Here is a 25,158-nt window from a genome sequence, read left to right on the forward strand (position 1 = left end):
CCACGGCCCTACGGGGTGCGGTGGTCGTCCGGCTGCTCGTCGACCAGGCGCGTGATGTCCTGCGGGGCCCGGTCCGCGTCGTCGTGCAGCACGTCGGAGCGCTCCTCGACCACGCCGTCCGGGCCGTCGTCGACGCCGGGGATGTCGGCGACGTCGGTGGTGCTGAACCGGAGGTCCGGCTGGACGTCGCTGACGTCGACGGTCTCGACGACCGCCCGCGCCTCGGCGAAGTGGCACGCCGAGAGGTGCTCGCCGTGGCCGTCGGGCCGCAGCACCAGCTGGGGCTCCTCGGTCGTGCACCGGTCCTGCGCCTTCCAGCACCGGGTGTGGAACCGGCAGCCCGAGGGTGGGTTGGCCGGCGAGGGCACGTCGCCCACGAGCACGATCTGCTCGCGCTTGCCGCGCAGCGTGGGGTCGGGCACCGGCACGGCCGAGAGCAGCGCCTGGGTGTACGGGTGCGTGGGACGCGAGTACACCTCGTCCTCCTCGCCCAGCTCGGCCATCCGGCCGAGGTACATGACACCGACCCGGTCGGAGATGTGCCGCACCACGGAGAGGTCGTGCGCGATGAAGACGTACGCCAGGCCGAGCTCGTCCTGCAGCTTCTCCATGAGGTTGACGACCTGCGCCTGCACCGAGACGTCGAGCGCCGAGACCGGCTCGTCGCAGATCAGCACGCTCGGGTTGAGCGCGATGCCGCGGGCGATACCGATGCGCTGGCGCTGGCCGCCGGAGAACTGGTGCGGGTAGCGGTTGATGTGCTCGGGGTTGAGGCCGACCAGGTCGAGGAGCTCCTGGACCCGCTTGCGGCGCCCACCCTTCGGCACGACGTCGGGGTGGATCTCGAACGGCTCCCCGACGATGTCGCCGACCGTCATGCGCGGGTTCAGCGAGGTGTAGGGGTCCTGGAAGACGATCTGGATGTTGCGGCGCAGCCGGCGCATCTCGCGCCCGGAGGCCCCCGACCAGTCCTCGCCCTGGAAGGCCACCGACCCCGAGGTGGGGTCCTCGAGGCGCATGAGGAGGCGGCCGAGCGTGGACTTGCCGCAGCCGGACTCACCGACGATGCCGAGGGTCTCGCCCTTGTGCAGGTCGAAGGTGACCCCGTCGACGGCCTTGACCTGGCCCACCGTCCGCTTGAGCACACCCTTCCTGATGGGGTAGTGCTTGACCAGGTTCTGCGCACTGAGGACGACCTCAGGCATCGATGACCTCCTCGGCGAAATGGCAGGCCGCCAGGCGGCCCGGGGCGACCTCGCGCAGCGGCGGGAGGTCACGTCGGCAGATGTCCTGGGCCATCCGGCAGCGCGGGTTGAACGGGCAGCCCGCCGGGATCCGCATCAGGTTGGGCGGGAGCCCACCGATGGCCGACAGCTTCTGCCCCTTCTGGTCCAGGCGCGGGATCGACTCGAGCAGGCCGCGGGTGTAGGGATGGGCCGGCGCCGCGTACAGGTCGTTCACGTCGGCCTTCTCGACGAGCCGGCCCGCGTACATGACCGCGATGCGGTCGGCGACGTCGGCCACGACGCCGAGATCGTGGGTGATCAGGATGAGCCCCATCTGGCGCTCCTCCTGCAGCTCCTCGAGCAGGGCCATGATCTGCGCCTGCACCGTGACGTCGAGCGCGGTCGTGGGCTCGTCGGCGATGAGCACCGCCGGGTCGAGCGCGATCGCGACGGCGATCATGATGCGCTGGCGCATCCCGCCGGAGAACTGGTGCGGGTAGGCCTTGACGCGCTCGCGCGCGCCGGGGATCTGGACCCGCTCCATGAGCCGGACGGCCTGCTGGAGGGCGTCGCTCTTGTTCATCCCGCGGTGGGTGCGGAACATCTCGGCGATCTGCCAGCCCACGGGGAAGACCGGGTTCAGCGACGACAGCGCGTCCTGGAAGATCATCGAGATCTCCGGGCCGCGCGTCTTGCGACGCTGCTCGGGGTCCATCGTCAGCAGGTCCTGGCCGCAGTAGCGGATGTGGCCCTGCGGGATGACGGCCGGCGGCATGTCGAGGATGCCCATGATCGCCTGCGCGGTGACGGACTTGCCGGAGCCGGACTCGCCGAGGATGGCCAGGGACTCGCCCTGGTGCAGCTCGAAGGAGATGCCGTTGATGGCGGTGGCCACCCCGTCGGGGGTGTGGAACTCGACGAAGAGGTCGTCGACCTCGAGGAGGACGCCGTCCTGGGGGGTGTAGGTGACGTCGGAGCCCTTGCTCCGGGTCGGGGTGTCGGTGGTCATGAGGGGCGTCACCGGTTCTTCGGGTCGAGCGCGTCACGCACGGCGTCGCCGAGCATGATGAACGCGAGGACGGCCAGGGACAGGAACAGGCTCGGGAAGAAGAGCATGTGCGGGGTGGTGCGCAGTCCCACGATCGCCGAGCTGATGTCGATGCCCCACGAGATGGCCGGCTGCTGCAGGCCGATGCCGAGGAACGAGAGCGTGGCCTCGGCCGAGATGTAGGCGCCGAGGTTGATGGTGGCGACGACGATCATCGGCGCCACCGCGTTCGGCAGGATGTGCGAGCGCACGACGCGGAACGGGCTGGCGCCCAGGGCCCGGGCGGCCTGGACGTAGTCGTTGGGCTTGACCTGGATGACGCTGCTGCGCATCAGGCGGGCCATGCTCGGCCAGCCCAGGACGACCAGCGCCCCGACCACCTTGAGCACGATGAACAGGTAGTTGTTCGTCGGCGGCAGGGAGACGAGGAAGATGATGGCACCGAGCAGCAGCGGGATGGCGAAGAAGATGTCGCCGAGGCGCGACAGCAGGGTGTCGACGATGCCGCCCGCGTAGCCGGCGATGATGCCGATCGTCCCGCCCAGCAGGACGGTGCCGAGGGTGGTGAACAGGCCGACCAGGATGGAGGCCCGGGCGCCGTAGATGCACCGGGCGTAGATGTCGTAGCCCTGGATGTCGCGCCCGAACCAGGTGCCCTGACCGGGCAGGGCCCGGGACTCCTGGAGGATCGCCTCGGTCGGATCGGTGCTGGTGAACAGGCTCGGGAAGACGGCCATGAGCACGAAGACCAGGATCATGACCGAGCTGATCCAGAACAGCGGGTTGCGGCGCATGGCGCGCCAGGCGTCGCCCGCCAGGGAGCGGGCCGGGCCCGCGTCGCCCGCGTCGTCCGGAGGGGCGACGCCGGGAGCCTCGGTGATGGCTGCCTCAGTCATGGGTGATCCTCGGGTCGAGCAGGCCGTACAGGAGGTCGACGAGCAGGTTGACGAAGAGGTAGACGATGACCAGCACCGTCACCGCCCCGACGACCGAGACGCCGTCGCGCGAGCGGATGGAGCGGAAGATGTAGCCGCCGACCCCGGGGATGTTGAAGATGCTCTCGGTGACGATCGCGCCGCCGAGGAGGGCACCGAAGTCGAAGCCGATGAAGGTGACCACGGGGATCAGCGAGTTGCGCAGGGCGTGGATGCCGATGGCGCGGCGCTTGGTGAGGCCCTTGGCCACCGCGGTACGCACGTAGTCGGAGCGCAGGTTCTCGACCAGGTTGGTGCGGGTCAGGCGGGCCACGTAGGCCACCGACAGCGAGCCGAGCACGATGGCCGGCAGCAGCAGCTGGTACACGGTGGGGGTGCTGGACGTGACCGTCACCGGGAACAGCGCGAGCTTGACGCCCAGGAAGTACTGGGCGAGACCGCCGATGACGAAGATCGGGATCGAGATCAGCACCAGGGTCGAGACCAGGACGAGGTTGTCGAGGAACCCGCCCTTGCGGATGCCGGTGAGCACACCGGCCGCGATCCCGATGATGGTCTCGATGAGGATGGAGATCAGCGCGAGCTTGGCCGTGACCGGGTACCGGTTCTTGAGCTGCTCGGCGACGCTGATGTTGTTGTAGGTCTCGCCGAGGTCGCCCTGGGCGAGGTTGCCGACGTACTTGCCGTACTGCACCAGCAGCGGGTCGTTGAGGTTGTACTTCTCGCGGAACGCGGCCGCGTAGGCCGGCGAGCAGGGGCGCTCACCGCACTTGCCGGCGAGGGGATCGCCCGGTAGGGCGAAGACCATCGCGAAGATGAGGAACGTGGCTCCCAGGATCACCGGGATCATCTGGAGCAGTCGTCGCAGGACGTAGGTGCCCATGTCACCTCCCTGACTACTCGGGACGCGTGACCGGCGGTGACCGGCACGGCGTCGGACGGATTACCGGGACGAACCTAGACCATGCGTGTGGGAGGCGGTAGCGACGGGGTCCCGGCGGCCCCGCGCGTCCCCCGGACACGGCCGTCGGCCTGCCAGCAGGTGCTGACAGGCCGACGGCGCGTGGCGTGGAACCTGACGGTCCCTCAGGTCACTTCAGGGCGACCGACGAGAAGTCGATCGTGCCGAAGGCGGTGATCTTCACACCGGTGACCTTGTCGGACCAGCCCATGGTGGTCTTGCCGTACCACATCGGGATGGCCGGCATGTCCTGGGCGAGGAGCGCCTCGGCCTCCTGGTACTTCTGGTTCGCCGCGGCGGCGTCGGTCTCGGCAGCGGCCTCGGTGAGGAGCTTGTCGAAGGCCGGGTTGGAGTAGTCGCCGTCGTTGGAGGACGCGCCGGTCTTGAAGATCGGGGCGAGGAAGTTCTCGATCGACGGGTAGTCCATCTGCCAGCCGGTGCGGAACATGCCCTTCATCTTGCGGTCCGCGATCTGCGAGCGGAAGGTGGCGAAGTCGACGACGCCGGTGGCGACGCAGTCGACGCCGAGCGCCTGCTTGATGCTGTTGCAGGTGGCCTCGGTCCACTCCTTGTGAGCAGCGTCCGCGTTGTACGACAGGGTGATCTTGTCGCCCTTGAAGCCGCCGGCCTCGGTGAGGAGCGCCTTGGCCTTGGCCGCGTCGTAGGTGCAGTACTCGCCGCACTGGTCGGCCTTGTAGCCGTCGACGACCGGGGAGACCCAGCCGGTCGCGGGCTCACGGGTGCCGTTGAAGATCTGCTTGATGATGGTGTTGCGGTCGATCGCCATGGAGATCGCCTGACGGATCTTCGGGTCCGCGTAGTTCGGGTCGACCTTGGTGGGCGCGAAGGTGATCGTCTGGATGACGCCGGTCTCCTTCTGCGCGTTGCGGTCGGGCAGGTCCGACTTGTACTTGTCGTCGATCAGCGCGCTCGCCGGGATCTCGTCGGTGATGTCGAGGTTGTTGGCGAGGACGTCGTTGTAGGCGGAGTCGGAGTCCTGGTAGATCTTGAAGGTGATCTTGTCGACCTTGCCGCCGAAGGCACCCTTGTAGTCGGGGTTCTTCGAGAGAACGATCGACTGCTCCTTGTTCCAGGCGTCCAGCTTGTAGGGGCCGTTGCCGATCGGCTTGTCGCCGAAGGCCTTCGGGTCCTTGAAGAACGCCTCGGGCAGCGGCGCGAACGCCGAGTAGCCCAGACGCACCGGCAGGTTCGAGACCTTCTCGGAGGTCTTGATGGTGAAGGTGTAGTCGTCGACGACCTTCAGGCCGGTGAGGGTCTCGGCCTTGGCCTTGCCGGCGCCGGCGCACGGGTCGTCGCCCTCGCCGGTGCACTGGGTGTCGCCGAAGCCCTCGATGGGCTCCATGAAGTAGCCGGAGGACTGCGCGTTCGGGCCGTAGGCGGCGTAGTTCCACGCGTCGACGAAGCTCTTGGCGGTGACGTCGGTGCCGTCGGCGAACTTGTTGCCCTGCTTCACCTTGACGGTGAAGTTCTGGTTGTCGGTGGTCTCGATGGACTCCGCCAGGTCGTTCTCGGGCTTGGCCGTCTCCGCGTCGTAGTGGACGAGCTTGGAGAAGATCGCGTCGATGACGTTGCCGCCACAGGTCTCCGTGGTGTTGCTGGGGACGAGCGGGTTCTGCGGGTTACAGCCGCGGACGGTGATCTCGCCGCCCTTCTGGCCACCGGCGGCGGAGCTGCTGCTCCCCCCGGATTCGCCGCCGTTGCCGCAACCGGCGGCAAGCAGGGCGACGGCTGACATGGCCGCGACGGCGACCGTGCGAGTGGTTCCTCGCATGGATGTCCTCCTACGTGAAGTGGTTCGCCACCCGGTGTCCGGATGGTCTCCGTGAGCTGGACCCGATCGGGTCCGACTCGATGCAGCGCCGACCGGCGTGCCGGGGTCAACTAAAGACCACCGATGCCCGCTTTGGTAGTTCCATGACGCGCCGAGACCTGATTGTGACCGAAGTGCGACCGGTTCGCGTCCTGGGCCGGAAGATCTTCGGCGGCCGGTACCGTGAGGGCCGTGCCCGGCTTCGACGACGACCTCCGACTGGCCCATGTCCTCGCTGACGCCGTCGAGCGGGTGACCATGGCCCGGTTCCGCGCCGACGACCTCCACGTCGAGACCAAACCCGACCTCACCCTGGTCAGCGACGCCGACCGCGACGCCGAGGAGCTGGTGCGCTCCCAGCTCAAGCGCACGCGTCCTCGCGACATGGTCATCGGCGAGGAGATGCCCCCGACGGGCTCGGGCAACCGGCAGTGGGTCGTCGACCCCATCGACGGCACCCACAGCTTCGTGCGCGGCGTGCCGGTGTGGGCCACCCTCATCGGGCTCGTGGTCGACGGCGCACCGGTGCTCGGCCTCGTGGCCGCCCCCGCGCTCGGCCGGCGGTGGTGGGCCGCCACCGGTTCCGGTGCGTGGTCCGGGCGCAGCCTCACCAGCGCCAGGCAGATGCACGTCTCGGGGGTCTCGACCCTGGCCGACGCCTCGCTCTCGATCTCGAGCACCACCTCGTGGGACGCCGTGGGCCGTCTGGACGCCGTGCTCGACCTGGCGCGGGCGTGCTGGCGCGAGCGCGCGTACGGCGACTTCTGGTCCTACATGCTCGTGGCCGAGGGTGCGGTGGACATCGCGGCCGAGCCCGAGCTGTCACTGCACGACATGGTGGCGCTGGCGCCGGTCGTCACCGAGGCCGGGGGCCGCTTCACCTCCCTCGACGGCACCGACGGGCCGTTCGGCGGCAACGCCGTGGCCACCAACGGCCTGCTGCACGACGAGGTCCTGGCGCGCCTCGGGACCGCCCGCGAGGCGACCTCGGGCTAGAAGAGCACCGCCTGGTCGGCCTCGGTGGCCACCCCCTCGAGGCGGAGCAGCGCGGCCTTGCGGGGCAGGCCGCCGGCGTACCCGGTGAGGGTCCCGTCGCTCCCGACGACCCGGTGGCACGGCAGGACGATCGGCAGCGGGTTCGCCCCGTTGGCCGCGCCGACGGCCCGCGACGCACCCGGCGGCAGCCCGAGGGCGGCCGCCAGCGCGCCGTAGGTGGTGGTCCTCCCCCACGGCACCAGCGCCAGCTCGGCCCACACCCGCTGCCGGAAAGGGGTGCCCGTGGGCGCCAGCGGTAGGTCGAAGACCCGGCGGAGGCCGGCGAAGTACTCCTCGAGCTGGCGCCGTGCGTCCTCCAGGACGTCGTTGCGGCCGTCCGGGCCCGTAGCGGTCGCGGGGTCGGCCTCCGGCTCGGCGTCGAACCGGATGGCGACCAGGGCCCCGTCGCGGGCGAGCAGCTCGAGCGGCCCGACCGGCGAGCGCATCACGAGCGAGCGGGTCGGCGACCCGGGCGCCACGGGGCCCGGGGCCTCAGAGGGCAACGGTCGTGACCTCGCCGGTGACCCGCCCCTCGAGCTGGGGCACCACGCCGGCGGCGTCGCCGACCAGGACCACCGACCACTCCCCCGTCGCCGTGCGCCGGTAGGCGGCGTCGAGGTCGTCGAGCCCGAGGGCCCGGACGGCGTCGAGGGTTCGCGTCGTGAAGTCCAGCGGCAGCCCCTCGAGTGCCAGGGCGGCCGTCTCGTCGGCCACGGCGTCGGCGGTGGCGTAGCGGCCGGGGGCGGTCTTGGCGACGTAGTCGACCCCGGAGCGCAGCTCGGCGTCGGTGAACCCGTCGCGCGCCCCGTCGAGGATGCCGAGCACGATCTCGAGCGCCTCGCCGGTGACCTCGGTGCGTACCGAGCCGGCCGTGACGAAGGTCCCGCCGGCGGCCCGCGGCCGGAACCCGGAGCGGATCCCGTAGGTGTAGCCCTTCTCCTCCCGCAGGACGGCGTCGAGGCGCGCGCTCGGGGAGCCGCCCAGGACGAAGGCCAGCACCGGGTGCGGCGCCCAGCCCGCTGACGTGGAGCGGTCGGGGCCGGGGCGTCCCACGAGGAGCTCGGTCTGCACCGCTCCGGGGCGGTCGACGACGACGACCCGGGCCCGGTCGGTGGCGGGCACCGGGGGGCGCGCGGGAGGGGGCGGGACGTGGCCGGAGGCCTCCCAGGAACCGAGGGTCCCGGCCAGGACCTCGGCCACGGGGACCCCGGTCAGGTCGCCCGCCAGGACGAGGGTGGCACCCCGCGGACCGACCGCGCGGGCGTGCCGCGCGACGATGTCGTCGCGGGTGATCGCCGCGATGGTCCCGCTGGTGCCGGCGGCCGGGCGGGCGGCCCGGTCGCCGTCGTCCCAGAGGGTGCGGGCGAGCTCGCGGCTGCCGCGATGGGCGGCCGAGGCCCGCTCCTGCTCGATCTCGGCCTGTCGCGTGCGCAGGATGCGGCGCACCTCGTCGTCGGGGAAGACCGGGTCGGCCAGCGCGGCCGTGAGCAGCCGCGCCGCCGTGGCCAGGTGCGCCTGCGGCACGTCGACGTCGACCATCAGCCCACCGTCGGAGACCCCGGCCCCCAGCACCATCCCGTGGCGCTCCATGAGCTCGGCGAACTCCTCGGAGGTGTACTGGGCGGTGCCCTCGTCGAGGAGGCGGGCCGTCATGGCCGACACGCCCTCGATGGCGCGGGGCTCGTCGGCCAGCGACGCGGGGACGACGAGGCGCAGCGAGAGGACGTACTGCCCCGGCAGGTCGTGCACCAGCACCCGCAGGCCGTTGGGGAGGAGGTGCTCGGCGGCGGCCGGGAAGGCCCACGGGGCGGGCGCGAGGACGGGCGGGCGGGTGCTCACGCGACCGCCTCCGCCTGGTCGGCGTCGCCGAGGTACGAGACGACGGCCCGGCTCTGCGGCGCCAGCCAGCGGCGCGCGGCCTCGAGCACGCGCTCGGGGGTGACGGCGCGCATCCGGTCGAGGTGGGTGTTGACCATCCCCGGGTCGTCGTGCAGGAGCGTGAAGCGGCTGATCATGTCGGCCCGCTCCTCCTGGCTCGCGAGCGCCGAGAGCCAGCCGCGCTCGGACTGGGCGATGGAGGCGTCGAGCTCGGCCTCGGTCGGCCCGTGGGTGGCGAGGCGCTCGAGCTCCTCGACCAGGGCGTCCTCGAGGAGGTCGGGGTCGGCGCCGGGGGCGACGTCGAGCACGACGAAGCCCAGGGAGACGCCGTCGACGAAGCCCCAGGCGGTGGCATGGGCCCCGACGGCCACCTGCTCGCGCCGGACCAGCCGGCGCACCAGGCTGGAGGTGGACAGGCCGGCCAGGCAGTCGAGCGCGACCATCGCGGCCACGAGCTCGTCGGTGCCGTCGACCGGCAGGCGGAACGCGACGTGGACCCGGTCGTTGGGCACCTGCTCACGGCGCACCACCCGGACCGGCTCGGCCAGCGGCTCGAGCTGCGGCAGGGGCGGCCGGGGCGTCTCGGCCCGCGCGGTGAGGGGGCCGAAGTGCCGCTCGACGAGGGCGAACCCGTGCTCGGGCTCGACGTCGCCGCACAGGGTCAGCACGGTGTTGTCGGGCGCGTAGTAGCGACGGAAGAACGCGTGCACGTCATCCACACCGGCGGCGTCGAGGTCGGCCATCGAGCCGATCGTGGGGTGATGGTACGGATGGCCTTCGGGGAAGACGGCGGCGTAGACGTCGACCAGCGCGTTGCCGTAGGGCTGGTTGTCGTAGCGCTGGCGCTTCTCCTCCTTGACCACGTCGCGCTGGTTGTCGAGGTTGTCCTGGGTGAGCGCGTCGAGCAGGTGACCGTGCCGGTCGGCCTCGAGCCACAGGGCCAGCTCGAGCGCGCCCGACGGCACGGTCTCGAAGTAGTTGGTGCGGTCGAACCAGGTGGTCGCGTTGAGCCGGCCCCCTTCGGCCATCAGCGCCTCGAAGTGCTCACCGCTGCGCACCCCCCGCGAACCCTGGAACATCAGGTGCTCGAAGAGGTGGGCGAAGCCGGTGCGGCCGGGCTGCTCGTGACGCGAGCCGACCCCGACCCAGAGGTTGACCGTGACGTTGGGGACCGTGTGGTCAGGCGAGACGACGACACGCAGCCCGTTGGGCAGCGTGCGTCGGTGGATGGGGTAGTCCAGCGGCATGGCGTCACCCTACGGCCGGGGCCCGACGGGGACGGACGAGCGTTCTCAGCCGACCGGGCGCGGCGCCTCGGGCTCGAGCCCGGCCTCCGTCGGCTCGACGGTGGCCGCGGACCCCGGCAGGACCGGAGCATCGCGCCGGGGCAGGGCGTCGAGGGCGCGCCGCCCGAAGACCTGCTGCTCGGTGGCCACCCGCTCGGCGCGACCACGCCCCAGGAAGCTCACCGCCCAGTGCAGCAGCGTCGTCACCTGGCTCTTGAAGCCGATGATGTAGACGAGGTGGATCGCCAGCCAGAGGACCCAGGCGAAGAACCCGGCGAAGCGCAGCCGCCCGATGGAGGCCACCGCGCTGAAGCGCGAGATGGTCGCCATCGAGCCCTTGTCGCGGTACTCGAAGTGCGCCTCGGTGTCGGTGCCGTCCAGGCGACGGCCGATCTGGCGGGCCGCGAACCGGGCCCCCTGGATGGCGACCTGGGCCACCCCGGGCAGGCCGTCGAGCGAGATCATGTCGCCGACGACGAAGACCTCGGGGTGGCCGGGGAGGGTGAGGTCGGGGTTCACCTGCACGCGCCCGGCCCGGTCGAGCCCAGCCCCCGACTGCTCGGCGAGCTGGCGTCCGAGCGGGCTGGCCTGCACGCCGGCGGCCCAGACCTTGGTGAGGGCGTCGATGCGGTGCGAGGAGCCGTCGGGCTCGCGCACGACGATGCCGGTGGAGTCGACGTCGGTGACCATCGTGCCGAGCCGGACCTCGACCCCGAGGTCGCTCAGCGTGCGCTTGGCCGCGCCGCCGAGGCGCTCGCCGAAGGACGGGAGCACGGTGTCGACGGCGTCCACCAGGAGGATGCGGGCGTCACGCGGGTCGATCCGGCGGAAGTCGTTCTTGAGCGTGCGGTGGGCCAGCTCGGCGATCTGCCCGGCCATCTCCACCCCGGTGGGGCCGGCGCCGACGACGACGAAGGTCAGCGCGCGCTGCACCTCGGCGGGGGTCTGCGCGATCTCGGCCAGCTCGAACGCCCCGAAGATGCGGCCGCGCAGCTCGAGGGCGTCGTCGATCGACTTCATGCCGGGCGCGTGGCGCGCGAAGTGGTCGTTGCCGAACCACGACTGCCCGGCGCCCGCGGCCACCAGGAGGGTGTCGTACGGGAGGACGCTCTCGCGGCCCAGGAGCTCGGAGGTGACGGTGCGCGCCGCCAGGTCGACGTGCGTGACCTCGCCGAGCACGACCCGGGCGTTCTTCTGCCGCGCGAGCACCTCGCGGGTGCTCGGGGCGATCTCGCCCTCGGAGAGGATGCCGGTGGCCACCTGGTAGAGCAGCGGCTGGAAGAGGTGGTGGGCGGTCTTCGCCACGAGGGTGATCTCGACGTCGCCGCGCCGCTTGAGGGCCTGCGTGCCGAACAACCCACCGAAGCCCGAGCCGATGACGACGATGCGGTGCGGGGCGGCAGGGGTGACGTTCACATCCGGGTCAACACCGGCGACGCGGCCGCTATGCCGCCTCTCGCGCCCGAGCGCGGTCCGCGCCCGCCGGGGCGACGGCGGGGTCGCGACGAGCGTCGCCTACGCGCGGGCGATGAACCGGACCCTGAAGTCGACCGGTCCCCGCTCGAGATAGGTGACGCCGAAACGGCCGGGGGTGCGTCGCTGCACCTGGTCGAGCAGCGGGACCGGGTCGTGGTCGGCGACGATCTCCAGGCCGGAGCCGGGAGCCACCGCGTCGAGCGCGCCGAAGATCGTGGCGTGCCGGATGGCGTGCGGGATGACCCGGACGTCCAGCTCGGGGTGGCCGGGCGGGTCGACGGTGCCGCAGGCGCAGCCCGACCCACCGTGGCCCGGCGCCGGCTCGGACTGCTCGGAGTGTCCGTGCCCGTGCCCGTCGTGGCCGCCGAGCAGCTCGTGCATGCCGGCGAGCAGGTCGGCGAGCGAGTGCTCGGGGGAGGTCGCGAGCAGCGGCAGCAGCTGGTCGTTCTCCTTGGCCAGGTGGACGGCGAAGAGCGCCTGCAGTGCCCGGCCGGAGGCGGCCGCCCCCACGGGGGTGGTCGCCCTCTCGACCTCGTCGACCACGGCGACGATGGCGACGTGCTCGGCGAGCATCGCGTCGACGAGCAGCCGGCCCTCCGCCATCCCACTCGCCGCCGGGTAGAGGCTCCTCTCCTCGGCCAGCGCGTGCGGGACGAGGGACTCCCGGGCCCAGGCGACGAGGCGGTCCCGGGCCGTGGGCGCCTCACCCCCCGCCGTGTGGAGGAGGTCGGCCACCAGCAGGGCCAGCTCACCGGACATCAGGGCGTGGTGGTTCGCCACCGCCTCCACGGCCTCGGCGTCGGCCGGGCTCGAGGAGATCGTCAGAGCAGTCATGGGGTGTGTCCTTTCGAGGATCAGGTACGAATAACATACAATGATCACCGTGGAAAAAAACACCGGCCCCCGGCCCGGACCCGGCCGAGCCCCCACGGACGCCCAGGGCCGCGTCCTCGCCGCCCTGACCCGGCGGGGAGCGCCGACGACCCTCGCCCAGCTCGTGGAGGTCACCGGCCTGCACGAGAACACCGTGCGGGGTCATCTCGACGCCCTGCACCAGGCCTCCCACGTCACGCGTCTGCGAGCCCGCCCCGCGGGGCGCGGCCGCCCCGCCTGGGCCTACGTCGCCCGCGAGGCGCCGTACGCCGCGCTGGCGCAGTCCTTGGCCCGCGGCATCGAGGCCAGCCCCGGTGCCACCGCCCGCGAGACCGGCGAGTCCGGGGGGCGCGCCTGGGGTGAGCGGCTGCGCGCGGTGTTCGACGGGGACGAGCGGACCCCGCGCGAACGCCTCCTGCTGACCCTCGAGCACGTCGGCTTCGGCCCTGAGCCGTCCCCGGACCCGACGGTGGTCAGGCTCACCCGGTGCCCCTTCCTCGACGCCGCCCGGGCCCATCCGGCGGCGGTCTGCAGCGTGCACCTCGGGCTGATCGAAGGCGTCCTGGGCGAGTCGCTCGACCCGCACGCCCTGCAGCCGTTCGGCGAGCCCGACGCGTGCCTGGTGCGGATCCCGAGCCCCGGGACCGGGGGATGAGCGCACGGCGGCCGGCCGCGCGAACCCTGCTCGCGCTCCCCGCCGGCCTCGCCCTCCTGGTCGGCATGGACGCCGGGCTCGGCCTCCTGGACGCCTGGCCCCCGGTGGGCTCCGCTCGCCTCGGCGACGTCCACGGGATCCTCATGGTGTTCGGCTTCGTCGGCACCCTCGTCGCCCTGGAGCGAGCGGTCGCGCTCGGTCGCCCCGTCGGGTACGCAGCACCGGCGCTGCTGGGCCTCGGAGCCGTGCTGCTCGTCCCGGAGCCCACCCGGGCGGTCGGCGCCGCCCTGCTCACGGCCGGCTCGCTGGCCCTGTGCCTGGTCTACGTCCCGCTGTGGCACCGCAACCGTGACGACGCGGTGCTGGTCTCCGCGCTCGGCGCCGTGTGCGCCCTGGGCGGGGCGGTGCTGTGGCGCGCCGGTGCCGACACGTCCCAGACCATCCCGTGGCTGGCCGGGTTCGTGATCCTGACCATCGGCGGCGAGCGCCTCGAGCTCGCGCGCCTGGCCATGCCGCCGACGGCGGGGCGCGACCTCGTCCTCCTGAGCAGCGGGCTGGCGAGCGCCGTCGTGGCGGCCACCCTGTGGCCGGCCGTGGGGACCCCGCTCCTGGGCGTCGCCCTCCTCGCGCTGACGGCGTGGCTGGTGCGTCACGACGTGGCGCGCCGCACGGTGAGGAGCTCGGGTCTGCCCCGGTTCGCCGCGGGCTGCATGCTGGCCGGCCAGGCCTGGCTGGTCGTCGCGGGCGGCATCTGGCTGCTGGGCGGCACGACCGCGGGGGGCGCGAGGTACGACGCCGTCGTGCACGCCGTCTTCCTCGGTTTCACGATCTCGATGATCATGGCCCACGCCTCCTCGATCCTGCCCGCCGTGACGCGGGTGCCGCTGCCCTACCGCCCGGTGATGTACGGACCGTGGGGCCTCCTCCAGCTCTCGCTGGTGCTGCGGCTCTGGGGCGGCGACGCCCTGGGCAGCGAGATGGCTCGCCGTCTCGGGGGCGCCGGCAACGCGCTCGCGCTGCTGCTCTTCCTCGTCGTGGCGGTCGGCAGCGCGGTCCGGGGAGCGCCGGCCCGGCCCCGGCGGGTACCCGCGGCGGCTACCGCGGTGGCGTCCTCGTGAAGGTCACGGTCGCTTCACGAGCCCCGGCGGTCGAGAGCGGCTCGCGCGGCTTCTGGCCCCTGCGCGACCTGCCGGTGGTCCTCTGGCTGCTCGGCGTGGTCGTCGTGTCGCTCGCCCACACCTACATCCCGGCACCGCGCTGGTTGATGATCCACCTGCTCGTCCTGGGTGCCGCGGGGCACTCGATCCTGGTGTGGAGCAGGTACTTCGCCGACACCTTGGTGCGGCTGCCCCCCACCCCGCGACGCGTGCAGTCCCGACGCCTGCTCCTGTTCAACCTCGGCGTGCTGCTCGTGGCGACCGGTGTGCCGGGCTCCCAGTGGTGGCTGGTCGTGGTCGGCGCGGTCGGTATCGCGGTCGCGGTCGCCTGGCACGTGGTGGGCCTCCTGCGCGGCCTCCGCACCGGCTTCGCCTCCCGCTTCGCCGGCACGGTCTGGTTCTACGTCGCCGCCGGTGCCCTGCTCCTGGTCGGGGTCACGCTGGGCACCGTGCTCGCCGCCGACCCGGGCGAGCCCCTCCACACGCGGGTGCAGCTCGCCCACATCGCGGTCAACCTCCTCGGCTGGGTCGGCCTGACCGTGCTCGGCACCGTGGTCACCCTCGGCCCGACGATGCTGCGCACCCGCATCCTCGAGGGTGCGGAACAGCGTGGCCGCCAGGCCCTGCCCGTGCTGCTCGCCGGCATCGCGCTCGTCGTCGCTGCGGCCTGGGCCGACGTCGTGCTCCTGGTGCCCGCCGGGCTGCTGGTGTACGTCGTCGGCGCCGGGCTCGTGGTCTGGCCACTGGCCCGGACCGCCCGCGTCAAGCCCCCCACGTCCTTCCCGGCCTGGTCGCTGCTCGCGGGGATGGCGTGGCTGCTCGGCCTGCTGTCGGCACTGGTCCTGCACGTGTCGTGGGCGGTGTCGCACGCCGGCTCGTGGCTCGGGATCGGGAAGGCCACCGAACAGCTGACGCCCTACCTGGCCGCCGGCTTCGTGGCCCAGGTCCTGCTCGGCGCCACGTCCTACCTCATCCCCGTCGTCATGGGCGGCGGGCCGGCCGCCGTCCGCGCCACCAACCGCGACCTGGACGCCGGCGGGGCGCTGCGCGTGAGCCTGACCAACCTCGGCCTGCTCGTCTGCGTCCTGCCGGTCCCGAGCCCGGTGCGCGTCGTCGCGTCCGTGCTCGTGCTCGCCGCGCTCGCCTCGTTCGTCCCGATCCTGGTGCGCACGAGCCGACGCCGTCGTACGGCCCGCTCCGCTGACACGCCCGAGACCACCCTTCGTCCTGTCGGCCAGACCACCGGGATTGCCGTCGTCGGCCTCGCGCTGGTCATGACCGCGGTGGCCTTCGGCGGTTCGCTGGACCCGGCCCGCCTCGTCGGGGCGCCGCACTCCGCGGCCGACGGAGCCGTGCCGACCGGGCACACCACCGCGGTCACGGTCGAGGCCAAGGACATGCGCTTCACCCCGTCGCGCATCCGGGTGCCGGTCGGCGACCGGCTCGTCATCACGGTCGAGAACACCGACCGGACCGACGTCCACGACCTGGTGCTCGAGACCGGCCACGACTCCGGGCGGATCGCGCCCGGGGAGTCGGCCGTGCTCGACGCCGGGGTGGTCGGGCGCGACGTCGACGGCTGGTGCTCGGTCGTCGGGCACCGGCAGATGGGCATGGTGCTGGCCATCGAGGCCGTCGGCGCGCCGATGGCCGCCGTCGCCCCCTCCGCGCCTCCGGGGGGCGCCGCGTCGACCGCGGGCGCCCACGCCGGCCACGAGATGGCGCCGGGCGAGCCGGCACCCGGCACCGTCATCCCCGACCCCGCGCTGCCATCTCTGGAGCCGGGCCGGGTGCACCACCGCACCTTCACCATCACCGAGCAGGTGAAGGAGGTCGCGCCCGGCGTCACCCAGCAGCTGTGGACTTACAACGGCTCCTCCCCCGGGCCGACCCTGCACGGCCGGGTGGGTGACACCTTCGTCATCCGGCTCGTCAACCACGGGACGGTGGGCCACTCCATCGACTTCCACGCCGGCCAGCGCGCCCCCGACGCGGTCATGGTGACCATCCCGCCGGGGAAGTCCCTGACCTACCGGTTCACGGCACGCCGCGCCGGGATCTGGCTGTACCACTGCTCGTCCGCCCCGATGAGCGCCCACATCGCCAACGGCCTGTTCGGCGCGGTCGTGATCGACCCTCCCGACCTGCCGGCCGTCGACCGCTCCTTCGTCCTGGTGCAGTCCGAGCACTACTACGGCCCCCAGGGCGGCCCGGTCGACATGGACGCGCTCCAGGCCGAGAAGCCCGACGCCGTGGTCTTCAACGGCTACCGGAACGCCTACGACCACGCCCCGCTCACCGTGAAGGTCGGCGAGCGGGTGCGGATCTGGCTGCTGGACGCCGGTCCCGACCGGCCTCTGTCGTTCCACGTCGTCGGCGGCCAGTTCGACCGCACCTGGCTGGAGGGTGACTGGCTGCTCGGCTCGGCGCGGGGACCGTCGCGCACCGGCGGTTCGCAGGCCCTCGCGCTGGCGGCCGCCCAGGGCGGGTTCGTGGAGACCGTCTTCGACGAGCCCGGGCGGTACACCTTCGTCAACCACGTGATGGTCGACGCCGAGCGCGGCGCCCACGGCGCCATCGACGTGACGGGCTGAGACGCGGGCGGGCCCCCCGAACGGCGTCAGGCGCGGAACCCGAGGGTTCCGCGCCTGACCGTGGTAGCGGGGGCAGGATTTGAACCTGCGACCTCCGGGTTATGAGCCCGGCGAGCTACCGAGCTGCTCCACCCCGCGTCGAGTGAGTCACAGCCCGGAGGCCGTGCTCGGTATGACTCGACAGTACGCGAGAGGGGCGCCCGGACTCAAATCGGCTACCCGGCGCTGGCCGTCGTACTGGCCGACGGCGCCGCCGACGGGGTGGCCGACGGGGCCGGCGTCGCGGCCGGAGCCCCCAGCTGGGCCGCGATGGAGTCGGCCTTGGTGATGGCCTCGGCCAGGGCCTTCTGGGCATCGCCGTACGCGGCGAAGTCGCCCTTGGTGAGTGCCTGCTGCCCCGCCGAGTACGCCGCCTGGATCTCGCCGATGGCCACGGTGAGCTGCTGCTCGAGGCTCGTCGACGGCGTGCTCGGGGTGGTGGGCGTGGTGGGGCTGCCACCGCCCCCTCCCCCGCCGCTGCCCTGGCCGAACAGCCCGGTGATGGCCTGCTCGAGGGTGTCGCCCCAGGCCACGTTGGTGCCGTACAAGGCCACGGTGATCTTGTTCTGCGGGAACGACCCCGACCCGCTGGAGGCCTGGACGTAGATCGGCTGCACGTAGAACGTGCGCCCCGCCAGCGGGAAGGTCAGCAGGTTCCCGAACGTCAGCTGCTTGCCGGAGCCCGAGTTGTTGGTGATGTACTGCGCGAGGTTCAGCGGCTCGGCCGGGTTCTGCGAGCGCGACGTGGAGTTCTGGATCTGGTTGCGTACCTGCCCCGGGCCCGGCGGCTGGGCGGCCCCGAACTCCAGCAGCCGCAGGGCGCCGAAGGAGGCGGCCGGCTTGCCGGCCTGGGTGCCGGCGTCGGCGTTGACCGCCAGGAGCCCGCGCAGGATCTCGCGGCCCGCCTCGTTGTTGCTCGCCGGCACGAAGGAGGTGGTGATCGAGAACGTCGCGGCCTTCTCGCCCGGCAGGGCGATCGACTGGAAGAGCACCGGCTGGTCCTGGCTGGCCACCGACGGGTCGCGCGGGACGCGCCACTTGTCGGAGCCGCTGTAGAACGTGCCCGGGTCGGTGACGTGGTACTCGTTCAGCAGGTCGCGCTGGACCTTGATGAGGTCCTGCGGGTAGCGGATGTGCGACATCAGCGAGCCCGAGATGTCCGACAGCGGTCGGACCGAGCCGGGGAAGGCCTTGCTCCAGGCCTTGAGGATGGGGTCGCTCACGTCCCAGCCGTAGAGGCGCACCGACCCGTCCTCGGCGTCGACGGTGGCCTTGACGGCGTTGCGGATGTAGTTGATCTCGCCGGTGCGCACCTGCACGACGTTGGAGCGCCGCGCGACCGAGTCGGAGGTGGCCTCGGCGAGGTCGACGAGGCGGCTGTTGGGGTAGCTGGCCGACGTGGTGAAGCCGTCGACGATCCACTGCACGCGCCCGTCGACCACGGCGGGGTAGGCGTTGCCGTCGAGCTGCAGCCAGGGGGCGACCCGCTCGACACGCTCCTTGGGGGTGCGGTGGTCGAGGATGCGCGACTGGCCGTTGACGGCGTCCGAGAGCAGGAAGTTGGCCTCGCGGTACTTGATGGCGTACGCGACCCGGCGCATGAACGAGCCGATCGAGACGCCCCCGCCGCCGGTGTAGGTGTTCTGCACCGCCACGTCGCCGTCGGAGCCGCCCGGGTAGTCGAACTCGCGCGGCGAGGCGCCCCGCTCGGCCCCGACCACGGAGTACTCCGGCGAGAGCTCGCCGAAGTAGATGCGCGGCTCGTACGGGCCGAGCGTGCTGCGCCCACCGCCCTCGAAGAACACCGGGTCGCCCTCGGTGGTGCGCTGGTTGCCGTACGCCGCGTAGAAGCCGTAGCCGTGGGTGAAGACGGTGTGGTCGTTGATCCAGTTGCGCTGGTTGTCCGGCAGGCCGTCGAGGTTGATCTCGCGCACCGCCACGACGGCGTCGTCGACGCGCTGGTCGACGGTGTAGCGGTCGACGTCGAGGGTGTCGGGGAAGGCGTAGTAGTCGCGCTGGCCCTCGAGCTGGCGGAACGTGGGCGCCACGACGTTGGGGTCGATGATGCGTACGCCGGGGATGTCCTCGGCCCCGGCCCGCAGCGCTGCGGTGGCGGGGGCCTGTGCGGGCACGACGTTCTGGATGCGCTCGACCCGGTCGAGCCCGAAGGCCGCGCTGGTGGCGGCGATGTTGCGCCCGATGTACTTCGCCTCGAGCGACTTCTCGGAGGGGCCGACCTTCAGCGACTGGATCAGCGCCGGGTACACGGCGCCCACGACGACCGCGGTGACCACGAGCAGCGCCACGCCGGTGATGGGCAGGCGCCAGCTGCGGCTCCAGATGGCGGCCAGGAAGAACCCGGCGCACATCACGGCGGCGACGGCCAGGATGGCCTTGGTCGGCAGCACCGCGTTGGCGTCGGTGTAGGTGATGCCGGTGATGAGGCTGCCCTTCTGCGTCGAGAGCGAGTACCGGTCGAGCCAGTAGGACGCCGCGCGGGTGAGGGCGATGAGCGCACCGAGCACGCCGAGGTGCACGTAGGCGGCGCGGGTGGACGGCCCGCGACCCGGCAGCTGCAGGCCGCCGTAGACGTAGTGGGTGAAGGCCGCCGCGAGGAAGGCCAGCACCAGCACCACGGTGACGAAGCTGACGATGAAGTCCAACCAGGGCAGGGTGAAGACGAAGAAGCCGACATCGAGCCCGAACTGCGGGTCCTTCGTGCCGAAGTCGCCGCCGTTGGCCCACAGCAGGTAGGTGCGCCAGGCCCCCATCGACCCGGAGCCGGCGAGCAGGCCGAGCACCACCGGGATGACGACGAGCGCGATCCGCCGCAGCGGCTCGATGGCCTGGCGGTACTGCTCGAGCACCTGCTGGGCCGGGGTGACGGGCACGTAGATCGGGCGCGTGCGGTAGGCCACGACGAGGCTCGCACCGACCGCGCCCGCGGTGAGCAGCCCCGCGACGGCGAAGATGAGGGTCTTGGTCGTGAGCTCGGTGACGAACACGCCGCGGAAGCCGACCGAGTCGTACCACCACACGTCGGTGGAGAGGTCGGCCACCAGGCCGGCGAGCACCGCCAGCCCGGCCAGCACGACGAGTGTAGGCACCAGGGGGCCCCGGCGGCGGCGGACGCCGACCGTCCCCGTCCGCCCTCCGCCCGCGCCGGGCCCGCCGGGACGCGGGGCGCCCTCGTCGGGGCCGTTCGGACCGTCGAACCACTCCGAGCGACTCACAGCTCTCCTCGTCCCACTGGCGGGGGTCGTCGTGCGGGAAGGATGGTCAACCTACCTCGCACACCTGAACGCCCGAGCGCCCCCCATCGTTCGTTCGGGCACCATGGTCCCCGTGACTGACGCGCCCCGACCGGTGACCGACCCCCTGACCCTGGCCGCCCTCGACACCGAGCGGCACGTGGCGCGCTCGGGGTGGGACCAACCGGTGCGCCTCTTCGCGCTCGTGCCGACCGCCGAGCTGCTGACCCACGAGCCGCAGCTCGCCGACGGGCTCGCCACCCACGACGCCGTGGCCGGGGCGCTCTCGGCGGTCGAGCAGGACGAGCTGCCCGAGGCCGACGGCATCGAGGACCTGCTGGCGCGCATCGCGTGGCCCGACCAGGTCACCGGCTGCGCGCTGGCCCTCGAGCGCATCGTCGTGCCCCCGGCGGCCGAGCGTGACCTGCCCGAGGACGCCGAGGCCGCGTTGGCGGCCGTGGCCGCGCACCCGGAGCGGGCCGACGTGCGGCTCGTGGTGGCCGTCACCCGTGACGGCGCCTCGCGGTGCCTGCTCCGTCAGCGCGCGTACGACAGCGACGACCGGGTGGCCCTGGGCGACGACATCGCCCCGGGCCTGGTCCACGCCCTGCGCGCGACCTTCGACTGACGGGACGCCGGCGCGGCCGGAGCCGGCGCCGGGTCCGGGGCTCAGCCGCAGCGCGGGAGGCCCGCGGTGTCGCCCTTCGCGATGCCCTCGACCGCGGCCTTGGCGTCGGTGAAGGTCGTGACCTTGAGCAGCGTCATCCCGTCGGGGACGTGCCCCACGGCGTCGGCGCAGTCCTCGGCCGGCGACAGGAACCAGCGCGCGCCGACGGCATGGGCCCCGACCATCTTCTGCTGGATGCCGCTGATCGCCCCGACCGAGCCGTCGTCCTCGATGGTGCCGGTGCCCGCGATGCGCTTGCCCCCGGTGAGCGCGCCCGGGGTGAGCACGTCGTAGATGGCGAGGCTGAACATCAGGCCCGCCGACGGGCCGCCGACCTGGCCGGTGTTGAGCGTGACCTCGACGGGGAGGTCGTAGTCGGTGCGGAGCAGCACCCCGATGACGGCGCGCCCCTGGGAGTCGCCGGCCTTGACGGTGAGGGTCTTCTCGACCCCTCCCCGCCGGACCGTGACGCGGACGTCCTCGCCCGGCTGGTGGGCCGTGACGGCCGCCCGCACGGCGGCGGGGTCGGTGGCCGGGGTCCCGTCGACCGACACGATGACGTCGCCGGTCTCGATGACGCCCTGCGCCGGGCTGCCTTGCGGGACACCGGCGATGCCCACGGTGGTCTTCACGGTGCGACCGAGCGCCCGCAGCGCGGTGGCCGCGGCGACGACCTGCGACTCGTTCATCATCTCGGTGTTCTGGGCCGCGACGTCGTCCTCGGAGACGTCCGGCGGGAAGTAGAGCTTCTCGGGCTCGACCGCGATGTCGTCGCTGAGCCACGCCTCGGCGAGGTCGTAGATGGTGACGGTGCGCCCCGGCCCGCCGTCGAAACCGACGGTGGTGAAGTCGAGCGCCCCGTCGGTGGGGTAGGTCTGCGCGCCCGAGACCGAGAGCACCGGCTTGCCGCCGACGTCACCGAGGACGTTGGTGGCCGGGCCGGGCGACAGGACGACGTAGGGCAGGCCCACGAAGGTCATCCCCGCCGCCAGGATCACCAGCACGAAGACCGCCGTCAGCGCACCCGCGGCCAGCCGACCGGGCCGCCAGGGATCGTCGTGCGCGGTGTCGCCGGGGTGGGCGTGCTCGAGACGCAGGTCCTCGTCGGGGAGTCCGCTCACGGCATCCCCACCCACTCGGCGGACCCGTCGCCGAGCTGCTGGTGCTTCCAGATCGGGGTGCGCGCCTTGAGGGTGTCGATGATGGCGCGGCAGGCGTCGAACGCCTGACCGCGGTGGGGGGCGGCGGCGGCCACGACGACCGCGAGGTCGCCGATCGCGAGGGTGCCGGTGCGGTGCACGGCCGCGACGCGCAGGGCGTCGGAGGAGGCCAGCACCTCGTCGCAGACCTCGCGCATGGTCGCCTCGGCGCTCGGGTGGGCCGAGTAGTCGAGCCCGGTGACCGAGTCACCGTGGTCGTGGTCGCGCACGAGCCCGACGAAGAGGGCGACGCCACCGCAGGCGGGGTGGCGGACGGCGGCGAGCGCCTCGTCGACGGACAGCGGCTCGTCACGGACGGCGACGAGCGCGACCCGGGCGTCATCGGTGGGCACAGGGAGCTCCTCGGGGGACGGCCGGCCGGAACGATTCACCGGCCACCGTGGTTGGGTACAGACAGGACGACATCCTCTCACCCGATGCGCAGGAGACCCGCTGTGACCGACCACGCGGACGACGACACCCCCGACCTCCCCCCCGAGCTGGAGGAGATGCTGCGCGGCCTCACCGGCGGCGCGCCCCTCGACCCGCAGCTGGCCGACATGGTGCGCGGCATGGGCCTGGACAAGGTCGACCCACAGATGCTGCAGATGGTGATGGGCCAGGTGCAGGCGATGTTCGCGGCGCCCCCGTCGGCCACCGCCGTCGACGCCCCCATGGCCACCGACCTGGCGCGCAAGACCGTCTCCGCCGCCGGGGACACCCTCGCGACCGCCGCCGACGGACGCGACGCCGCCGAGGCCGTGCACGTGGCCGGTCTGTGGCTCGACGCGGTCACCGACCTGCCCGCGCCGCCGCTGCGCGGGGTCGCCTGGAGCCGGGCCGAGTGGGTCGAGGCCACCATGCCCGTGTGGGCCGACCTGGTCGAGCCCGTGGCCGAGGGCGTCACCGAGGCCGTCACCGCGGCGATGGCCGGCCAGCTCGGCGGCCTGCCCGAGGGCGCGCTGCCCGCCGGCATGGAGGGGATGCTCGAGCAGGCGGGCCCGATGCTGCGCCGGATGCACGGCTCCATGTTCTCGATGCAGCTGGGCCAGGCGGTGGGCACCCTCGCCGGGGAGGTCCTCACCGGCTGCGAGGTCTCGCTGCCGCTGGTCGCCTCCCCCGACGTCGTCCTGATGCCGCGGGCCGTGCGCGAGCTCGCCGAGGGCCTCGAGGTCGACGAGCCGCAGGCCCGGCTCTACCTCGCCGTGCGCGAGGTCGCCCGGGTGCGGCTCTTCGAGTCGGTGCCGTGGCTGGCGCCGGGGCTGCTGGCCGCCGTGCGCGACTACGCGGCCGACATCACGATCGACACCGACGCCATCGAGGAGGCGGTCCGCAGCATCGACCCCTCCGACCCGCAGGCGGTGCAGGCGGCGGTGCAGGGCCGGATGTTCGCACCGCTGCACTCCCCCGCGCAGCAGGCCGCGCTGGGCCGGCTCGAGACCCTGCTGGCGCTGGTCGAGGGCTGGGTCGACGTCGTCACCGAGGAGGCCGTGGCCGAGCACCTGCCGGCCTCGTCGGCCCTGGCCGAGGCCGTCCGCCGGCGCCGCGCCACCGGCGGCCCGGCCGAGAAGGTGTTCGGGGCCCTGGTCGGCCTCGAGCTGCGGCCCCGTCGGCTGCGCGACGCCGCGAACCTCTTCCGGGCCCTCGCCGACTCCGGCGGCGGCGCGGCCCGTGACGCCGCGTGGCGGCACCCGGACCTGGCCCCCTCGACGGCCGACCTCGACGACCCGCTGGGCTACGTGGAGCGCAGCGCCTCGCCGGCCACCGACGACCTCGACGCCGAGCTCGACGCGCTGCTGCGCGACGAGGGCGAGCGGTGACGGCCCCGGCCGACGTCGCCCGCACCTTCGCGCACCTGTACGCCGACGCCGGCGACCTCCTGGGCGGCTGGGCCGCTCCGGACGCCGCCCAGGAGGAGCTGCGCCGGCAGTACCTGGGGTTCCTCGCCGCGCACCCCGACGGCGTGGCCAAGGCCGGCCCGTCCGAGCACCTGACCGCCTCGTGCCTGGTCCTGGACCCGGCCGGCACCCGGGTGCTGCTGACCCATCACCGCAAGGCGCGCCAGTGGTTCCAGTTCGGCGGGCACCTCGAGGCCGGCGACGCCTCGGTGTGGGCCGCGGCCCGGCGGGAGGCGCGCGAGGAGAGCGGCCTGGCCTCGCTCGAGCCGCTGCCGGACCCGGTCCAGCTCGACCGGCACGTGCTCGACGGCGACTTCCGGCGCTGCCGCGAGCATCTCGACGTGCGCTACGTGGCGGTGGCCCCCGAGGGCGCCGAGCCGGCGGTCAGCGGGGAGTCGCTGGACGTGCGGTGGTGGCCGGTCGACGCGCTGCCCGAGGGCACCCGGGCCGAGCTCTCACCCCTGGTGCGGCTCGCCCGCCGGGTCGCGGGCCTCGGCTGACGCCGGATCGGCCGGTCCAGCCACCTCGTCCTCCGCGTCCAGAGCGTCGGCAGCCGGCTCGCCGGCCGCGTGGGCCAGCCCGTCGAGGAAGCCCCGGGCGCGCTCGAGGCGCGGGTAGGACCCCAGCAGCCGCCAGAAGCCGGCGCCGTGCCCCGCCACCAGGAGATGGGCCAGCTCGTGCAGCAGCACGTAGTCGAGGACGTACTCGGGTACGTCGCGCAGCCGGTCGCTGACGCGGATCGCCCCGGTGGCCGGGGTGCAGGAGGCCCACCGCTTGTCCATCGTGGTGACCCAGCGGACGCTGTCGGGGCGCGCGTGCCCGCCGAGGTACCGACGCGACAGTCGCTCGGCCCGGGTCGCGAGCGCCTGGTCGCTGAGCGGCTGTCGGTGCTCGCCACGTTCGAGGCGGGCCAGCATCCGGGCCACCCAGCGGGCCTCCTCGGCGGCGGAGAACGAGGCGGGGATGAGCACGACGGTGCGACCGCCGTCGCGGTAGGCACTGACCGTGCGACGGCGGCGTCCGCTGCGGCGGACCTCGATGTCCGGCGTCCCCACAGGCGGATCGTACGGGGTCCGGGGCGACCGGTGGGGCTCCTGGGGCACCCGGGGCGGACGCGTCGCGTTCGGGGCCGAACGCCGCCCGCGCGGA

The 25,158-nt window shown here is 73.0% G+C and carries 21 protein-coding genes and 1 tRNA gene; 7 read left to right on the forward strand and 15 right to left on the reverse strand.

Features of this window, described 5'->3' with window-relative positions:
* Positions 1 to 8: 8 nt before the first annotated feature.
* The 5 genes from ATL31_RS04440 to ATL31_RS04460 form a co-directional block, all read right to left on the reverse strand.
* Entirely contained in the window at positions 9 to 1,205 is a 1,197-nt protein-coding gene (locus ATL31_RS04440) for an ABC transporter ATP-binding protein (RefSeq protein WP_101394713.1), read from the reverse strand.
* Entirely contained in the window at positions 1,198 to 2,235 is a 1,038-nt protein-coding gene (locus ATL31_RS04445) for an ABC transporter ATP-binding protein (protein ID WP_101394714.1), read from the reverse strand. The genes ATL31_RS04440 and ATL31_RS04445 overlap by 8 nt, the downstream gene beginning before the upstream one ends.
* Before the next feature lie 8 nt (positions 2,236 to 2,243).
* Positions 2,244 to 3,170, reverse strand: a complete 927-nt coding sequence (locus ATL31_RS04450; RefSeq protein WP_101394715.1) for an ABC transporter permease — start codon at positions 3,168 to 3,170, stop codon at positions 2,244 to 2,246.
* On the reverse strand, positions 3,163 to 4,092 hold the full coding sequence (locus ATL31_RS04455; RefSeq protein ID WP_101394716.1) for an ABC transporter permease: 930 nt from the start codon (positions 4,090 to 4,092) through the stop codon (positions 3,163 to 3,165). Before ATL31_RS04455 ends, ATL31_RS04450 begins: the two co-directional genes overlap by 8 nt.
* Before the next feature lie 208 nt (positions 4,093 to 4,300).
* Positions 4,301 to 5,962 (reverse strand): peptide ABC transporter substrate-binding protein, encoded by a 1,662-nt coding sequence (locus tag ATL31_RS04460; RefSeq protein WP_101394717.1) that lies wholly within the window; start codon positions 5,960 to 5,962, stop codon positions 4,301 to 4,303.
* A 231-nt stretch (positions 5,963 to 6,193) separates the two neighbouring features.
* Here ATL31_RS04460 and hisN point away from each other — a divergent pair, with 231 nt between their 5' ends.
* Positions 6,194 to 6,997 (forward strand): histidinol-phosphatase, encoded by an 804-nt coding sequence (gene hisN, locus ATL31_RS04465; RefSeq protein ID WP_170062488.1) that lies wholly within the window; start codon positions 6,194 to 6,196, stop codon positions 6,995 to 6,997.
* Here the strand turns inward: hisN and ATL31_RS04470 are convergent.
* The 5 genes from ATL31_RS04470 to ATL31_RS17140 form a co-directional block, all read right to left on the reverse strand.
* Positions 6,994 to 7,515 carry a methylated-DNA--[protein]-cysteine S-methyltransferase gene (locus tag ATL31_RS04470; RefSeq protein ID WP_245861906.1) on the reverse strand — a complete coding sequence of 174 codons (522 nt, stop codon included), beginning with the start codon at positions 7,513 to 7,515 and terminating at the stop codon, positions 6,994 to 6,996. The two genes, hisN and ATL31_RS04470, sit on opposite strands and share 4 nt — an antisense overlap.
* Positions 7,516 to 7,528: 13 nt before the next feature.
* Positions 7,529 to 8,875: a M16 family metallopeptidase gene (locus ATL31_RS04475; RefSeq protein ID WP_101394719.1), complete on the reverse strand. Its 1,347-nt coding sequence runs from the start codon at positions 8,873 to 8,875 to the stop codon at positions 7,529 to 7,531.
* Entirely contained in the window at positions 8,872 to 10,161 is a 1,290-nt protein-coding gene (locus ATL31_RS04480) for a M16 family metallopeptidase (protein WP_101394720.1), read from the reverse strand. The genes ATL31_RS04475 and ATL31_RS04480 overlap by 4 nt, the downstream gene beginning before the upstream one ends.
* A 45-nt stretch (positions 10,162 to 10,206) precedes the next feature.
* The gene (locus ATL31_RS04485) at positions 10,207 to 11,616 is read right to left on the reverse strand and encodes an NAD(P)/FAD-dependent oxidoreductase (RefSeq protein ID WP_101394721.1); all 1,410 of its coding nucleotides are present in this window, start codon (positions 11,614 to 11,616) and stop codon (positions 10,207 to 10,209) included.
* Positions 11,617 to 11,715: 99 nt separating this feature from the next.
* On the reverse strand, positions 11,716 to 12,510 hold the full coding sequence (locus tag ATL31_RS17140) for a DUF2249 domain-containing protein (protein ID WP_342749461.1): 795 nt from the start codon (positions 12,508 to 12,510) through the stop codon (positions 11,716 to 11,718).
* 49 nt (positions 12,511 to 12,559) lie between these two features.
* Here ATL31_RS17140 and ATL31_RS04495 point away from each other — a divergent pair, with 49 nt between their 5' ends.
* Genes ATL31_RS04495 through ATL31_RS04505 form a run of 3 tightly spaced genes read left to right on the forward strand, consistent with a single transcriptional unit; the run spans position 12,560 to position 16,955 of the window.
* A complete protein-coding gene (locus tag ATL31_RS04495) occupies positions 12,560 to 13,204 on the forward strand; it encodes a helix-turn-helix transcriptional regulator (RefSeq protein ID WP_143598316.1) in 645 nt (214 codons plus the stop codon).
* The gene (locus tag ATL31_RS04500; RefSeq protein ID WP_101394723.1) at positions 13,201 to 14,322 is read left to right on the forward strand and encodes a hypothetical protein; all 1,122 of its coding nucleotides are present in this window, start codon (positions 13,201 to 13,203) and stop codon (positions 14,320 to 14,322) included. Before ATL31_RS04495 ends, ATL31_RS04500 begins: the two co-directional genes overlap by 4 nt.
* Positions 14,319 to 16,955 carry a multicopper oxidase domain-containing protein gene (locus ATL31_RS04505; protein WP_245861909.1) on the forward strand — a complete coding sequence of 879 codons (2,637 nt, stop codon included), beginning with the start codon at positions 14,319 to 14,321 and terminating at the stop codon, positions 16,953 to 16,955. Before ATL31_RS04500 ends, ATL31_RS04505 begins: the two co-directional genes overlap by 4 nt.
* Positions 16,956 to 17,016: 61 nt before the next feature.
* Here ATL31_RS04505 and ATL31_RS04510 read toward each other — a convergent pair.
* Positions 17,017 to 17,093: transfer RNA gene (locus ATL31_RS04510), tRNA-Met, on the reverse strand.
* Positions 17,094 to 17,170: 77 nt separating this feature from the next.
* Complete coding sequence (locus ATL31_RS04515) at positions 17,171 to 20,101, reverse strand: UPF0182 family membrane protein (RefSeq protein WP_245861911.1); 2,931 nt, start codon at positions 20,099 to 20,101, stop codon at positions 17,171 to 17,173.
* 229 nt (positions 20,102 to 20,330) lie between these two features.
* Between ATL31_RS04515 and ATL31_RS04520 the strand changes: the two genes are divergently transcribed.
* Positions 20,331 to 20,873 carry a PPA1309 family protein gene (locus tag ATL31_RS04520; RefSeq protein WP_101394725.1) on the forward strand — a complete coding sequence of 181 codons (543 nt, stop codon included), beginning with the start codon at positions 20,331 to 20,333 and terminating at the stop codon, positions 20,871 to 20,873.
* Between the two features lie 41 nt (positions 20,874 to 20,914).
* On the opposite strand, the gene ATL31_RS04525 is transcribed toward ATL31_RS04520, so the two are convergent.
* Positions 20,915 to 22,033 carry a YlbL family protein gene (locus tag ATL31_RS04525; RefSeq protein ID WP_245861917.1) on the reverse strand — a complete coding sequence of 373 codons (1,119 nt, stop codon included), beginning with the start codon at positions 22,031 to 22,033 and terminating at the stop codon, positions 20,915 to 20,917.
* Complete coding sequence (locus ATL31_RS04530; protein WP_101394726.1) at positions 22,030 to 22,464, reverse strand: molybdenum cofactor biosynthesis protein MoaE; 435 nt, start codon at positions 22,462 to 22,464, stop codon at positions 22,030 to 22,032. The genes ATL31_RS04525 and ATL31_RS04530 overlap by 4 nt, the downstream gene beginning before the upstream one ends.
* A gap of 102 nt (positions 22,465 to 22,566) precedes the next feature.
* Here ATL31_RS04530 and ATL31_RS04535 point away from each other — a divergent pair, with 102 nt between their 5' ends.
* Complete coding sequence (locus ATL31_RS04535) at positions 22,567 to 23,931, forward strand: zinc-dependent metalloprotease (protein ID WP_245861920.1); 1,365 nt, start codon at positions 22,567 to 22,569, stop codon at positions 23,929 to 23,931.
* Positions 23,928 to 24,509: an NUDIX hydrolase gene (locus ATL31_RS04540; protein WP_101394728.1), complete on the forward strand. Its 582-nt coding sequence runs from the start codon at positions 23,928 to 23,930 to the stop codon at positions 24,507 to 24,509. Before ATL31_RS04535 ends, ATL31_RS04540 begins: the two co-directional genes overlap by 4 nt.
* Here the strand turns inward: ATL31_RS04540 and ATL31_RS04545 are convergent.
* Complete coding sequence (locus ATL31_RS04545) at positions 24,465 to 25,064, reverse strand: M48 metallopeptidase family protein (RefSeq protein WP_211283963.1); 600 nt, start codon at positions 25,062 to 25,064, stop codon at positions 24,465 to 24,467. The two genes, ATL31_RS04540 and ATL31_RS04545, sit on opposite strands and share 45 nt — an antisense overlap.
* Positions 25,065 to 25,158 lie beyond the last annotated feature (94 nt).

The organism is Phycicoccus duodecadis, from assembly GCF_002846495.1.
GTDB lineage: Bacteria > Actinomycetota > Actinomycetes > Actinomycetales > Dermatophilaceae > Phycicoccus > Phycicoccus duodecadis.

Excerpts from the sequence above, each read along its gene's own strand:
- ATL31_RS04445 (WP_101394714.1), bottom strand. The coding sequence starts at position 2,235 with ATGACCACCGACACCCCGACCCGGAGCAAGGGCTCCGACGTCACCTAC.
- ATL31_RS04455 (WP_101394716.1), bottom strand. The coding sequence starts at position 4,092 with ATGGGCACCTACGTCCTGCGACGACTGCTCCAGATGATCCCGGTGATC.
- ATL31_RS04440 (WP_101394713.1), bottom strand. The coding sequence starts at position 1,205 with ATGCCTGAGGTCGTCCTCAGTGCGCAGAACCTGGTCAAGCACTACCCC.
- ATL31_RS04480 (WP_101394720.1), bottom strand. The coding sequence starts at position 10,161 with ATGCCGCTGGACTACCCCATCCACCGACGCACGCTGCCCAACGGGCTG.
- ATL31_RS04460 (WP_101394717.1), bottom strand. The coding sequence starts at position 5,962 with ATGCGAGGAACCACTCGCACGGTCGCCGTCGCGGCCATGTCAGCCGTC.
- ATL31_RS17140 (WP_342749461.1), bottom strand. The coding sequence starts at position 12,510 with ATGACTGCTCTGACGATCTCCTCGAGCCCGGCCGACGCCGAGGCCGTG.
- ATL31_RS04500 (WP_101394723.1), top strand. The coding sequence starts at position 13,201 with ATGAGCGCACGGCGGCCGGCCGCGCGAACCCTGCTCGCGCTCCCCGCC.
- ATL31_RS04520 (WP_101394725.1), top strand. The coding sequence starts at position 20,331 with ATGGTCCCCGTGACTGACGCGCCCCGACCGGTGACCGACCCCCTGACC.
- ATL31_RS04450 (WP_101394715.1), bottom strand. The coding sequence starts at position 3,170 with ATGACTGAGGCAGCCATCACCGAGGCTCCCGGCGTCGCCCCTCCGGAC.